This window comes from Neisseria sp. HMSC073G10 (genome assembly GCF_001812605.1).
GTDB lineage: Bacteria > Pseudomonadota > Gammaproteobacteria > Burkholderiales > Neisseriaceae > Neisseria > Neisseria subflava_A.
Genome location: NZ_KV809536.1, coordinates 172231 through 186460, shown reverse-complemented (window position 1 = coordinate 186460; position 14230 = coordinate 172231). Strand labels below are relative to the sequence as shown.

At 48.4% G+C, this 14230-nt stretch carries 12 protein-coding genes; 6 read left to right on the top strand and 6 right to left on the bottom strand.

Annotated elements, in window-relative coordinates:
• Nucleotides 1-22: 22 nt before the first annotated feature.
• Nucleotides 23-682: a class I SAM-dependent methyltransferase gene (locus HMPREF2865_RS08985; protein ID WP_070584118.1), complete on the bottom strand. Its 660-nt coding sequence runs from the start codon at nucleotides 680-682 to the stop codon at nucleotides 23-25.
• Nucleotides 683-838: 156 nt separating this feature from the next.
• On the opposite strand from HMPREF2865_RS08985, the gene HMPREF2865_RS08980 reads away from it, so the two are divergent.
• Nucleotides 839-2947 (top strand): LysM peptidoglycan-binding domain-containing protein, encoded by a 2109-nt coding sequence (locus HMPREF2865_RS08980; protein WP_070646791.1) that lies wholly within the window; start codon nucleotides 839-841, stop codon nucleotides 2945-2947.
• 224 nt (nucleotides 2948-3171) lie between these two features.
• Here the strand turns inward: HMPREF2865_RS08980 and HMPREF2865_RS08975 are convergent, their stop codons facing one another.
• The 5 genes from HMPREF2865_RS08975 to gatC form a co-directional block, all read right to left on the bottom strand.
• Nucleotides 3172-4176: an FAD-binding oxidoreductase gene (locus HMPREF2865_RS08975; protein ID WP_070646790.1), complete on the bottom strand. Its 1005-nt coding sequence runs from the start codon at nucleotides 4174-4176 to the stop codon at nucleotides 3172-3174.
• A gap of 94 nt (nucleotides 4177-4270) precedes the next feature.
• Nucleotides 4271-5701, bottom strand: a complete 1431-nt coding sequence (gene gatB / locus HMPREF2865_RS08970; protein ID WP_049322898.1) for an Asp-tRNA(Asn)/Glu-tRNA(Gln) amidotransferase subunit GatB — start codon at nucleotides 5699-5701, stop codon at nucleotides 4271-4273.
• 101 nt (nucleotides 5702-5802) lie between these two features.
• Nucleotides 5803-6423 (bottom strand): trimeric intracellular cation channel family protein, encoded by a 621-nt coding sequence (locus tag HMPREF2865_RS08965; protein ID WP_004520129.1) that lies wholly within the window; start codon nucleotides 6421-6423, stop codon nucleotides 5803-5805.
• 97 nt (nucleotides 6424-6520) lie between these two features.
• A complete protein-coding gene (gene gatA / locus HMPREF2865_RS08960; protein ID WP_070459841.1) occupies nucleotides 6521-7969 on the bottom strand; it encodes an Asp-tRNA(Asn)/Glu-tRNA(Gln) amidotransferase subunit GatA in 1449 nt (482 codons plus the stop codon).
• A gap of 150 nt (nucleotides 7970-8119) precedes the next feature.
• Nucleotides 8120-8410, bottom strand: coding sequence for an Asp-tRNA(Asn)/Glu-tRNA(Gln) amidotransferase subunit GatC (gatC, locus tag HMPREF2865_RS08955; RefSeq protein ID WP_070646789.1), 291 nt, complete (start codon nucleotides 8408-8410; stop codon nucleotides 8120-8122).
• Between the two features lie 225 nt (nucleotides 8411-8635).
• On the opposite strand from gatC, the gene HMPREF2865_RS08950 reads away from it, so the two are divergent.
• Genes HMPREF2865_RS08950 through rodA form a run of 5 tightly spaced genes read left to right on the top strand, consistent with a single transcriptional unit; the run spans nucleotide 8636 to nucleotide 14229 of the window.
• A complete protein-coding gene (locus HMPREF2865_RS08950) occupies nucleotides 8636-9673 on the top strand; it encodes a rod shape-determining protein (RefSeq protein ID WP_070646788.1) in 1038 nt (345 codons plus the stop codon).
• Nucleotides 9674-9684: 11 nt separating this feature from the next.
• Entirely contained in the window at nucleotides 9685-10527 is an 843-nt protein-coding gene (gene mreC, locus HMPREF2865_RS08945; RefSeq protein WP_070646787.1) for a rod shape-determining protein MreC, read from the top strand.
• A gap of 4 nt (nucleotides 10528-10531) precedes the next feature.
• A complete protein-coding gene (gene mreD, locus HMPREF2865_RS08940) occupies nucleotides 10532-11032 on the top strand; it encodes a rod shape-determining protein MreD (protein ID WP_070646786.1) in 501 nt (166 codons plus the stop codon).
• Between the two features lie 4 nt (nucleotides 11033-11036).
• A complete protein-coding gene (mrdA, locus tag HMPREF2865_RS08935) occupies nucleotides 11037-13085 on the top strand; it encodes a penicillin-binding protein 2 (protein ID WP_070646785.1) in 2049 nt (682 codons plus the stop codon).
• Nucleotides 13078-14229 (top strand): rod shape-determining protein RodA, encoded by a 1152-nt coding sequence (rodA, locus tag HMPREF2865_RS08930; protein ID WP_070646784.1) that lies wholly within the window; start codon nucleotides 13078-13080, stop codon nucleotides 14227-14229. The genes mrdA and rodA overlap by 8 nt, the downstream gene beginning before the upstream one ends.
• Nucleotide 14230 lies beyond the last annotated feature (1 nt).

Sequence of the window (14230 nt, the reverse complement as noted above, 5' to 3'; positions counted from 1 at the left end):
TTATATATAGGCCGTCTGAAAACTATTCGGCCAAACGTGCCGTACTTAAAGCAACCGTATTGCCATCGAATGCAGATTCCAATTCAGGCAAAGGATGGACACCAATCAAATGTTTCGTTAAAACCACACCATACACCGCCGCACACTGCGGCCACCACCTATCCCCTGCCTTTTCCATAAACTGCCAAAACTTCAAAGCAGATGATGAATTCACAGCAGGCAGATAATCCATAAACTGCCCATATTCCATTTCAAAACCAATAGCGGCAGTTTTTCGTTTCAACTCAGCCAGAGCCAAGCATTGAGATTTCATAGGCAGTCTTTTACCATCAAACCACGAGCTCAACCCCCACAAAGATTTAAGGTTAAACCCCGTTAAAATCAACCTGCCCTCGGGTTTTAATATCCTAAATGCCTCTTGCAACACCAAATCGGCAGATGAAATTTCCAAAAGATGGGGCATCAATAATACATCCACGGAATGCGTTTCAAATGCCAACATTTCAGCATCCATCAGCACATCGCGCGGTACCACAATCATATTTTCAGACGGCCTCTGCCATATGCCGCCCAATTGAACCGACACTTGCCTATTCAAATATTGCAAATGCCGTCTGAAAAAATCCGCCTCTTTTTGAGCAAGATATTGCCCCATTGGCGTTTGCATAAAAAAAGTTTCCATTAAATGTCCCCCTATGCATCCCGACTTGTGTGACAGAATTTTAACACCACGACCACATCATACAAGCAAATTCCCTGCCCGACTTGACGTTTAAATGCTGAAACGATACTATCGAAAGGACGAAATTTTATTATATATTTGATAACTCTATTTACTATGGCAAAACTAAAAACCATCGTTCTGACCGTTTCAAGCCTGTCGGTAGTTTCCGCTACAGCCTACGCGCAAAACGCTACGCCCAACCAAGTCGGCATGGCCATGATGCGCCTCAACTCCTCCCTGCTCGACCAAGCCAAAGCACAAACCTTTGGCTCTGGTAGCTTGTGGGCATCATTGCGTAAAGACTTCCGCATCAACGAAGTCAACACAGAACTGGTTCGCCGCCATGAAAATAAATTTGCTGCAAACAGTGCATATTTCGACCGCACCATCTCCCGCAGCAAACCTTATATGTACCATATTGCCAATGAAGTTAAAAAACGCAATATGCCTGCTGAAATCGCTTTGCTGCCTTTCATTGAAAGCGCATTCGTAACCAAAGCCAAATCACACGTCGGCGCATCCGGCCTGTGGCAATTTATGCCGGCTACCGGCCGCCACTTCGGCTTGGAAAAAACGCCTTTATATGACGGTCGTCACGACGTTTACGCCGCTACCGATGCCGCGCTGAACTATCTGCAATACCTGCACGGTATGTTCGGTGACTGGTCTTTAGCCCTTGCCGCTTACAACTGGGGCGAAGGTAATGTTGGTCGCGCCGTAAACCGTGCCCGTGCGCAAGGTTTGGAGCCGACATACGAAAACCTGCGTATGCCGAACGAAACACGCAACTACGTTCCCAAACTTTTGGCTGTCCGCAACATCGTCGCCAATCCGCAAACTTTCGGCATGAATATCAGCGAAATCAGCAATCAGCCGTATTTCAAATCTGTCAGCATCGACAAACCTATTGATAACAGCACAATCGCTCGTTTTGCAAACATCAGCGAAAGCGAACTGTTGGCACTCAACCCAGGTTTCAATGCCCCGGTATTTATCCCTAAAAATAATCGTCGTCTGTTATTACCGGTTTCTGCGGTTTCCGCATTTGAGAAGAACTACCGCAATGCCAATCCAGATACCCTGATGTCTTGGGATATTTATACTTCTTTGGGCAACAAAAAACTTAATGCCATCGCCAACGATACCGGCATGAGCGTAGCCGAACTCAAGCGCCTCAATGGCCTGAGCGGTAGCGCCATTTCTGAAGGCCGCAGCATTTTAGTGGCTAAAAACTCAGCTATCCAAAGCCAAGACATTATTAACTTTATTGACAAAGACAATACGCCGGATACTTACCAATCCAATATGCCGGCCATGTCTCCGATTATTGCTTCCAACGTAGCAGAACCGGTTAAAGTCGCTCAAACTACCGTGACCAATATTGTTGCACCTGTTGTTCCTCAGTCCACTAAACCGGTTGACTTTATTGCACACAGCAAAACTGAAAACGTTACTTCCGTAGCGGTAACAGAAACCAAACAGCAGCCTCAAGTTGCAAGTATAGAAATGACCGCCCCAGTTGTAGCCATGGTCCATACTGCTATTGAGCCTGCTACCACAAATGTTGCAGAAGCACCCAAAGCGGCTATCCCTGCCGACTTGACTGCACCGACTGTTGCCGCAAACAATGTAGCCCCTTCTCCAGCAGTTGAATCTGTTGCTGCTGCGCCGGTTCAAGAAGAGCATGATGACCTGATGGCTTTGGTACAAAGCCGACCTGCAGAGGAATCTGCAGCGACTGTTGCTGAAGCGACTCCTGAAACCAAACAAGTTCAAACTGTTGTCACTACTGAAAACGCTCGTACAGAACGTATCGCAGCCAATACCGTTAAACAACAAAGCCGAATCAATGCACGTCTTGCCCGTGTAAGTGGTCAACAAAACACACAAACTGCAGCACTTGCAGCAGGCACACACCGTGTGGAAGATGGCGATACGCTGTTTAACATCTCCAAACGTTACAACTTAAGCGTAGCCGATTTGATTATTGCCAACAACATCAAAGGCAACAATATCAAAAAAGGCCAAATCCTCCGTGTTACAGCTGCTCCGGCAAAAGTCCGCGGCAACCCGATTCAAAACGTTTCCTACACTGTACGCAAAGGCGATACTTTGAACACCATTGCCAGCCGTTTCAATGTTGATGTTAATGATATTCGTCGTTGGAACCGCAATACCCGTACTGTGACCCCTGGTCAACGTTTGAAACTGATTGGTAGCTAATACTTGCTTCAAAACAAAGGCCGTCTGAAATATTCAGACGGCCTTTTTCTTTATGATAAATAATCAATTCAATTTTTAAAAACAAAATAGCTATATAAGCATCTGTTCAATAACTACCACATAGAAAAAAGAGTGTGCAAAAACACACTCTTTTTCAAACAGATTGCCATCAAATTCTACTCTTAACACCTGCATTCAAACATATAAATCCTGTATACACATCACTATGCCGGTGAAAAAGCATCACAGAAGAAGGCATCTTCCGGTAAAGCGCATTTTTGAGTCAGCAAACTTTGCGCATTCTCCGTCATGGCTGGTGACCCGCAAGCATAAACTTCATATTGGCTCAAATCAGGATAATTTTGTGCGGCAACATTTTGCACGTATCTACTCCCCCCTTTCCAATCGGAATCAGGCTTAGAAAGAACAGACGAGAATTTCGCATTTTTCAGACGGCCTATTAATGCTTCTGCTTCTTCCAATGCGTACAAATCCTCCTGCTGACGTGCCCCCCAGTAAAAATGAACCTGACGTTCGCTATTCTGATGAATCAAATCAAGCAAAATACTGCGGATAGGTGCGTAACCTGTACCCGTTGCCAACAAAATCATCGGTTTATTGCTGTCTTGTTGCAAAGTAAACGTACCCAATGGGCCTTTAACGCGGACAATGCCTTTTTCTTTGATTTTAGGCTCGGCACCAAAAATCATTTCCGAACATACGCCATTTTCACGTTTACGGATATGCAGCTCCAAAACACCTTCTTGGTCAGGAGAATTGGCGATTGAATAGCTGCGGCTGATATTACCGGGAAGCAGCAAATCAATATATTGTCCGGCATAAAATGCAAATGACGGCGCTTTAGGTAAAGCCAATCTCAACAAAGCAACATCATGTTTGATTTCAATCGTTTCGATGCGTACAGGCAAAGTGCGCACCTGCAAAGCATTCGGATTAAACCCCGGCACATTGATTTTCAGGTCACTCTTCGCAGTAGTACAGCACAATAGCACTTTGCCCTGCGCTTTTTCTTCTGCGCTGATGGCTTTATCAATATGATCGCCCATTTCAAATTCGCCACTCATCAACTCGGCCTTACATTGTCCACAGGCGCCACTTTTACAAGAATGGGGCAGATTTAAATTCTGACGGGTCGCAGCAGCAAGAACGGTTTCATCATCGTTTGCCGTAAATGTTATTTGATCTGATAAGGTAATAGTATGTGTCATGGTATTTTTAGAATAGTTTTAGAATAGTTTTAGAATCAAAAATAAAGGCCGTCTGAAAAATAAGACCTATTTTTCAGACGGCCTGTCCTATCTATCAAGCTAATTTAGCTTTAATCAACTCTTGAACTTGAGCCGGATTAGCCTTGCCTTTACTTGCTTTCATCACTTGACCGACAATCGCATTCAAGGCTTTTTCATTGCCGGAACGGAATTGCTCAATGGCTTTCGCATTGTTTGCCAACACTTCGTCCACCATTGCTTCAATTGCACCAGTGTCAGTAATTTGTTGCAAACCATGTTTTTCGATGATTTCGGCAATACCTGCTTCAGGCTCGGCCCACATTGCTTCAAAAGCTTTTTTCGCCAATTTGCTGCTTAATGTTCCGTCTGCAACTTTAGCAACCAACTCGGCAAGGCGTGAAGCTGTAATAGGGCTTTCAGCCAATTCCAAGCCTTCTTTGTTCAAAGTAGCAGCAAGCTCGCCGTTCATCCAGTTCGCCGTTAATTTACCTTGGCCGCAGGCTTTGGCTGCTTCTTCAAAATAGGCAGCTTGGGCGCGGCTGGCAGTCAACAGGCGCGCATCATAGTCAGACACACCGTAATCGGCAACAAAACGCGCCGCCATTTCATGCGGCAATTCAGGCATTTGCTCTTTGGCTTTTTGCAATTGGCCGTCTGAAATAATGACCGGCAGCAAATCTGGATCTGGGAAATAGCGGTAATCGTGCGCATCTTCTTTCAAACGCATCACACGGGTTTCACCTTTTTCAGGGTCAAACAGCATGGTTGCCTGCTGTACTTTACCGCCGTCTTCTAAGATTTCGATTTGCGCTTCCACTTCATAATTGATGGCTTGCTCCAAGAAGCGGAAAGAGTTGAGGTTTTTGATTTCACGACGTGTACCGAACTCGGCCTGGCCTTTTGGACGTACAGAAACGTTGGCATCGACGCGGAACGAGCCTTCCGCCATATTGCCGTCGCAAATATCCAGCCAAGTCACCAAACCGTGCAATGCTTTAGCGTATGCCACGGCTTCGGCTGCGGAACGCATTTCAGGCTCGGAGACAACTTCCAACAAAGGCGTACCGGCACGGTTTAAGTCGATACCGGTGGCTCCGTTCAAACCCTCGTGCACGGATTTACCCGCATCTTCTTCCATGTGCGCACGGGTAACATTAATGGTTTTAACCTCATCGCCTACTACGATTTCCAGCTTGCCGTGTTCCACAATCGGCAAATCCAACTGGCTGATTTGATAGCCTTTTGGCAAATCAGGATAAAAATAGTTTTTACGGTCGAACACGTTTTTCTGATTGATTTTCGCATCCAAAGCCAAACCGAGTTTGATGGCTTTTTCGACGACTTCGCGGTTCATTACCGGCAATACGCCCGGCAACGCACACTCAACCACGCTGGCGTGGGCATTAGGCTCGGCACCGAATGCAGTGGATGCGCCGCTGAAGATTTTGGATTGGGTGTTGAGTTGGACGTGGATTTCCAGTCCGATTACGGTTTCCCAAGTCATAAGGGTCTTTCTGTCGAAAAAAAGTTAATCGGTTAAATGAGTGATTCGTTTTTCAAACGGCCTGAATAAAAAAACAATAACAGGCCGTCTGTAAGATAAGTTTATTTCCTGCGGCGTTGGAAACCGGGCAGTTGCCAATGGAAACGGTATGCAGTCAGGCGAAACAACAATCCGCCGGCAAAGAGCAGGTTTAACGTAAAGATATTAATCCAGCCCAAATGCCCGAACAGATAAATCAGCCCGCCAATCAAAATGGCTACGCTGCCGTAAAGGTCGGTGCGCAAAATCATCGGCACATCATTGACCAAAATATCGCGCGCAATACCGCCGCCAACGGCAGTCACAAAAGCCAAAGAAATAACGCCGAACAAATTGAGCTGCAAGGTCATACCGATTTGTGCGCCGGTAATGCTGAACGCTGCCAAACCGATGGCATCGGCAATAATAAAAGCAGCAGCCAAATAGGTGCTGCGATAACGTTGCACCCTTATCAACCATGCGATGGCAAGCGTGGCAAATACAACTATCAGCGCATCGGTTTGCAAAAACACTTGCGGAATCCGGCCGACCAAGCCATCGCGTATCATGCCGCCGCCGACAGCCGTCAGTAACGCAGTAATGACGACACCGAGTACATCCAACCGCTTGTTGTAGCCGACCAAATAGCCGGAAATGGCAAACGCGGCTGTCCCAATGATTTGAATGAAGTCGGTGGCTGTCATGTTTTTAAATATCTACAATATGCAGCACCTCAATACATTCAGGCGCTTTTATATGGTTTATTTTCAGACGGCCTTGAATCATCAAGGCCCTAAAACATTATTCCGGCGCTTTAGTGTGCCAATCGCTGTTCAGCTGAACTTGATGTGCGGCACCCAAAATTTTGGCTTCGGAGAAATAGTTGCCGATAAATTGCACACCAATCGGCAGGCCGTTTGCGCTGAAACCGGCAGGCAGAGTCAGTGCAGGCAAACCGGCAAGGTTCACGGCGATGGTGTAAATATCGGATAAGTACATTTGCACAGGGTCGTGAATGTCGCTGCCGAGTTTTGGCGCGGCAGTCGGCGCAGTCGGCGCCAAAATGAAATCACATTGACCAAAGGCCGTCTGAAAATCATTGGCAACCAGACGGCGCAGTTTTTGCGCTTTCAGGTAATAAGCATCGTAGTAACCATGGCTCAATACATAAGTACCGATCATGATACGGCGTTTGACCTCGCTGCCAAAACCTTCGGCACGGGTGTTGCTGTACATTTCTTCCAAATCGCCAAATTGCACCGCACGGTGGCCATAACGTACGCCATCAAAACGGGACAAGTTGGTACTTGCTTCAGCAGAGGCAAGAACGTAATAAGCAGGAATCGACAATGATGTTTGCGGCAGGGAAACTTCAACAGTCTCCGCTCCTTGTACTTTGAGCAAATCAATAACGCTTTGCAAGGCCGTCTGAACATCGGCATCTGCGCCTTCGCCAAAATATTCTTTAGGCAAACCGATTTTCAAACCTTTGAGCGGCTTGTCCAAATCACGGGTGTAGTCTTCTTTGTCGCGCTCCAAACTGGTGGAATCGCGCTCGTCAAAGCTGGCCATAGCGTTCAACAAAATCGCGCAGTCTTCGGCTGTTTGCGCCATAGGGCCGGCTTGGTCGAAGCTGGAAGCATAGGCAACCATACCGAAACGTGAAACCGTACCGTAAGTCGGCTTGATGCCGGTAATACCGCAATGCGATGCAGGCTGACGGATAGAACCGCCGGTATCCGAACCCAACGCAACCGGTGCCAAACGCGCCGCAATCACGGCAGCCGAACCGCCTGACGAACCGCCGGGAACATGTTCAAGATTCCATGGGTTTTTGGTTGCGCCGTAGAACGAAGTCTCATTGGTCGAACCCATGGCAAATTCGTCCATATTGGTACGGCCAAGAGTAACCATGCCGGCATCCAACAGGTTTTGCACCACAGTAGCAGTATAAGGAGAAACGAAGTTATCCAACATTTTGGAGCTGCATGCACTGCGCCAACCTGTTTGGCAGAAAATATCTTTGTAAGCAACCGGCACACCGGTCAAAGCTGTTGCATTACCGGCCGCGATACGCGCATCGGCTGCTTTAGCTTCAGCAAGGGTCTTATCTTGATCGATGGTAACGTAGCCGTTGATGGTAGGGTTTTTCGCAGCAATAGCGGCCAAATATTCGGTCGCCAATTCGACTGCGGAAATTTGTTTGGATTGCAGCAGGCTGCTGGCTTGTTTGAGCGTGTAAGCGGTCATTGTGCCGTACTTTCTATAAAACAGTTTTTGCTTTCAAAACAGATATTGAAAACATCCGTTTAAATCAATAAATCGGGCCGTCTGAACAAAAAATCCTTTCAGACGGCCTTGCAATAGGGGCTTGCCGATAAGCAAAGGCCGTATGAAACCTTATTCTTCAATTACTTGAGGAACAATATACAGGCGGTTGCGCACTTCGGGGGCAACAGCCTGATATTCGGCAGCATGATCGGTTTCAGTCACTTTATCTTCGCGCAGGCGTAAAGCGGCTTCGTGCGGATGCGCCATAGGTTCGATGCCGTCGGTATTGACGCTTTGCATGTTTTCAACCATGGCGAAAATGTCGTTCAACTCGGCAAGCATTTTGTTTTTTTCTTCGTCCGTTAAAGTGAGGCGCGAGAGTTTTGCAATTTTTTCCACATCATTTAAGCTTAAGGCCATAAAAAATCCTTGTCTGATAGCAATGCCTCTTGGGTTTGGGGTATCATTGCATTTCGTCTTCTATGAAGCGAAGAATTATAACCGAAAACCAAACAGGTTGGCATGGTGTTTTGATTCAGACGGCCTTTTAAGGGCGCATTTATCCGTCTAAAACCGTGTACCTGTTTTTCTTATTTTAAATACTGCTTAACGCATCCGGGCTGGGCCGGAATTTCAGGAATCCTAATGTTTCGTCTTTTATCTCGTTTCCTCTCCAATGATATTGCCATCGATTTGGGCACGGCCAACACGCTGATTTTTGTACGCGGCAAAGGGATTGTTTTGGATGAGCCGTCCATGGTTGCGATTCAATCCGGCGCAGGCAATAAAAGTAAAATTATGGCGGTGGGCACGGAAGCCAAAAAAATGCAGGGCCGTGCGCCGCGCAATATCGAAATCGTCCGCCCGATGAGGGACGGCGTGATTGCTGATTTTGTGATCACCGAGCGTATGCTGGGGATGTTGATTAAAAAAGCCACCGAAGGACGGTCTTTGGTTCCGCCTCGCGTGGTTATCTGTGTTCCTGGCGGCTCTACCCAAGTAGAACGTAAAGCGATTTTGGATTCGGCGTTTGCCGCCGGCGCGGCAAGCGTGCATTTGATTGAAGAACCGATGGCCGCCGCTTTGGGCGCAGGCTTGCCGATTGAAGATGCGGCAGGTTCGATGATTGTCGATATTGGCGGCGGTACAACTGAAATCGGTATTCTTTCACTGGGCGGTATGGCCTATTCTGCTTCTGTCCGCGCAGCCGGCGACGAATTCGATAAAAGCATCATCCATTACCTGCGCCGCCATCGCGGCGTCTTGATCGGCGAAGCGACGGCAGAGGAATTGAAGAAACAAATCGGCTCTGCATCGGGCTTTGAAACAGAAACAGCCATGCGCATTAAGGGCCGCGATCTGGCCGAAGGTACGCCTAAATCCTTGGCAGTTACTTCAGATGAAATCCGTGAAGCATTGAGTGAAACGGTGAATCAAATCATCCGTGCTGTCCGTCTGGCTTTGGAACAGGCACCGCCCGAATTGGCCGGCGACATCGCCGACCGCGGCATTATGCTGACCGGCGGCGGAGCGCTTCTGCACGGTATCGATACCGTCTTGGCCGATGCAACCGGCCTGCCCGTCGGTATTGCCGACCAGCCTCTGAACTGCGTTACCTATGGTGCCGGTAAGGCTTTGGACTATATCGGCAAATGGGATACCGTATTCACGGAAAACCCATAAGGTAGATGGTTATGGAACGCTCTTCTTTGCGCTTTGACGAGGCAAAAGGCTCTAAGCTGTTGCCTCGTTTTGTCGTTTATATCGCTCTGGCTGCCGGCCTGATGGTGGCAGATTACCGCTTTTCATTGATGCAGCCTGTACGTGCTGCAGTAATGCCCATGCTCTATCCTGTTCAATGGCTGGCAAATCAACCTGTTCAACTTTATCAATATTTTGCCGACCTCTCCCAGTCCAAATCCGAGCTCTTGGAACAAAACCGCCAACTTCTGGAAGAAAATGGCCGTCTGAAAATTGATTTGCAGCGAGATAAAGTCAATACTGATGAATTGCGCGAATTAAAAAAACTGTACGGTTTGCAACAAAAAGGCATTCACAACGTTATCGGTGCGGAAGTCATTTCCAATGGCAAAGATCCGCTTTCCGAAAGACTGATTATCGGCAAGGGCAGTCAAGACGGCTTGAAAGTTGGCGATGCGGTCATCGATCAAAGCGGTTTGATCGGCCTGTTGATACAAGTTCACACACAAAGTGCAGAAATTGGGCTGATTTCAGGCGGACAAAGCATTGTCCCCATAGCCGTTAGCCGCACCGGCGAACGCAACTTGGCATACGGCAATGGCAACGGTTTGGATTTGCGCTATTTCCCAACCGGCTCAGACTTGAAACCCGGCGATGTTCTGCTGACTTCCGGTTTGGACGGTACTTATCCGGCAGGGATTCCCGTTGCAACCGTCAGCAAGGTTGTCCGCGCATCGGGAACGCCTTATTACGATACGCAACTGACGCCTTTGGCCGCTTTACGCAGCAGCCGTTTTGTCTTGGTACTTTCTTCCGCCCCTTCTTCCCCACGCTGATTTCATGAACGATTTTGACGATTCTTACCGTGCAGTACCGCTGCACATCATGGCGGCCAGTCTCATTGTGATGATGATACTGGACTTTATGCCGTTTTCCTTTGACGGATTCTTCTGGCTGCCTGAAATGACGGCACTAATATTGCTATATTGGACATTGCACCAGCCGCAACGCGCAGGCATGGGACTGGCTTTTGCCATCGGTCTGATTGTCGATGCAGCAACCGCCGCGACTTTGGGTTTACATGCCCTGTCTTACGTCGTGATGACTTATTTCATCTTAAACCGCCGCCGCCAAATCATGCTTTACGGCCACATTATGCAATTAGCCGCTGTATTGGCTGCCCTGCTTCTCAATCAGGCCGTCTTAACTATTGCCCGTTTGTTCCTTAATCATCAGGTCATCACTTTGCAAGGCTTTGTTGCTCCATTTGTCGGCGCACTGCTTTGGCCCATACTCAGCCAGCTGATGCTGATTGTGACCCGTATTTACCGCTCCCGCTGAAAAGATGAAACCGATTCTTCCACGCCGTCTTTCCGGTGGTCAACATACCCAAAAACCTTCCGCTCAGGCAGCACAAGCCGATGCTTTGTTGCGCCTGCTCGTTGCGTTTATCCTGATTGTTATCTTCTTTTCCATTTTGCTGGCGCGGTTCTTCTACCTGCAAGTAACTCAACACAATGAGTTTTCCGGTCAAGCATCGAGCAACCGTATCACCCTGATTCCAACGCCGCCTGTACGCGGCGAAATCGTCGATATCAACGGCGTTCCATTGGCCAAAAACTATCCTGTCTTTTCGCTCGAAGTTATTCCTAGCCGCATCGAAGGCAAGATGGAAGATGTCATTGAAGCATTGAAAAAATACGTCGATATTACGCCGACAGATTTAAAACGCTTCAAAAAATACCGCGAAAGCTATCGAAAATTTGAAAATATCCCGCTCAAGCTCAGGCTGACCGATGAAGAGACTGCACGCTTGTCCGTACATCTGCGCGAATTCAAAGGCGTAGAGGTCAACTCACGCACATTCCGCGAATATCCTTACGGCAAGCTGACTTCCCATTTCTTAGGCTATATCGGCCGTATTAGCGATAAAGACAAAGAAATGCTGGAAGAAGAAAGCCTGACTGCCCTCTATCGCGGCAGTACACATATCGGCAAATCCGGCTTGGAAAAATATTACGAACACCAGCTTCATGGTATTCCAGGCTATCAGGAAGTCGAAAAAGACGCTTACGGCAACATCGTCCGTGTATTGAAAAATGTCCCGTCCAAAATGGGGCAAACCTTGCGCCTAGGCATGGATATCCGTATGCAGCAGGAAGCCGACCGAATTTTGGGCGACCGTCGTGGCGCATTGGTGGCCATCAATCCGCAAGACGGTACAGTTTTGGCATTTGTTTCCAAGCCTTCCTTCGACCCCAACCTCTTTATTGATGGCATCGACAGCGACACTTGGAAAATACTGAATGACGATTGGAAAAAGCCTTTGATCAACCGCGTTACCCAAGGCCTTTATCCGCCGGGTTCTACATTCAAACCCTTTATGGGCATGGCCTTGTTGGAAAGCGGCAAAATCACTCAAAACACCATCGTCCCCGCCCCCGGCGCATGGAGCATACCCGGCAGCCGCCATATTTTCCGCGACTCCGTCCGCAGCGGTCACGGCTCGGCCAACTTGAGCAAAGCCATTCAAGTATCCTCAGATACCTTCTTCTACCGTTTGGGTTACGAAATGGGTATCGATAAAGCCTCTCCGTATCTGGCGCAATTCGGTTTCGGTCAGAAAACCGGTATTGACCTGCCTAGTGAATATGTAGGCGTTTTGCCCAGCCGCGAATGGAAAGCCAAACGCTTTGCCAAATCTTCCGACCCGACTGCCAAAGAATGGCGTGCCGGCGAGATGGTTTCCGTCAGTATCGGCCAAGGCTACAATGCCTACACGCCTTTGCAAATGGCACATGCGACAGCATCTCTGGCCAACAACGGTGTCGTTCATCAGCCGCATTTGGTCAAAGAAGTATTAGATTTCGGCGCGCGCAAAATTACCCGTATCAACCCCAATCCTGAGCGTCAAATTCCGTTCAAAGCCGATAACTTCGAATACGTCAAACGCGCAATGGAAAAGGTATTGAAACCGGGTGGTACGGCGCACCGTATCGGTGGCGGACTCGCCTATACGATGGGCGGTAAAACCGGTACGGCCCAAGTCGTACAAATCAAACAGGGCAGCCGCTACAATGCCGCAGCCCTACGCGAACAACACCGTGACCACGCATGGTTTATCTCGTTTGCGCCATTGGAAAAACCTGAAATCGCCATTGCCGTTATTTTGGAAAACGGCGGTTGGGGTGCGTATGCCGCGCCATTGGCTCGTGAAATGACTGATTTTTATATGCTTCACGTCAAGCCGCAACAGTTTTCAGACGGCCTTGAATCAGATTTGACCCAAACTGAAAAAACTGATAAACATCAGCCTATTACCAGTATTTTCCAATCCGCCTACGGACTGACGCCGACAAGCCCTGCCTCACAGCCGGAGGTTCATCATGAATAACACATCAGCGTGGAAAAATTTAAAATCCACCATTGCAGCCCCAATTGACCCTTGGCTGTTTTTTGCCATGCTCGCCATCTATATCATGAGCCTGTTCCTGCTCTATTCTGCGGACGGGCAAGAGTTCGGCCAATTGGAAAACAAAACCATCCATACCGTTTTAGGCTTTGCCCTTTTATGGATTATCGCCGTATTCAAGCCGCAAACGGCTGCCAAAGTTGCCCTGCCTGTTTATATTGTCGGCGTATTACTGCTGATTGGCGTCGAAGTTGCCGGCGTTACCGTCAACGGTTCGACCCGTTGGCTGAGCCTCGGCTTTACCCGTATCCAACCTTCCGAAATCATGAAAATCGGTATTCCCATGACTGTCGCGTGGTATTTCCAACGCTATGAAGGCCGTCTGAAATGGATACATTATATTGTTGCCCTCGTGCTGATTCTTGTTCCTGTCTCCCTGATCTTGAAGCAGCCCGACCTCGGTACGGCAGCACTGATTATGGCTTCGGGCATTTTTGTCATCTTTTTTGCCGGATTGCCCTGGAAAGCCATTTTTGCCGCTATTATTGCCTTTGTGGCCGCCCTGCCGCTCTTGTGGAATTACGGCATGCACGACTACCAGAAAACCCGCGTCCTCACCCTGCTCGACCCAACCAAAGACCCGTTAGGCGCAGGCTACCACATCATCCAATCCATGATTGCCATCGGCTCGGGCGGCGTATGGGGTAAGGGTTGGCTCAACGGCTCGCAAACCCATTTGGACTATATTCCCGAATCAACGACTGACTTTATTTTTGCGGTATTCGGCGAAGAATTCGGCCTGATTGGCAATATCCTTTTACTGCTGGTTTACCTCATCATTCTGGCACGCGGATTGTGGATTGCCGCACAAGCGCAATCCCTTTACAGCCGTACTTTGGCAGGCGCATTGACCATGACCTTTTTCTGCTACGCCTTTGTAAACATGGGCATGGTCAGCGGTATTTTGCCCGTTGTCGGCGTCCCACTTCCCCTGGTCAGCTACGGCGGTACAGCTACACTTTCCATCATGGTGGTGCTCGCCCTGTTGATGGGTATTGCCAACGAACACAAAAACCTCCGCCGTCGTAATATGGACAACGACGGCCTGACTGCAAGCAAGGAATAAT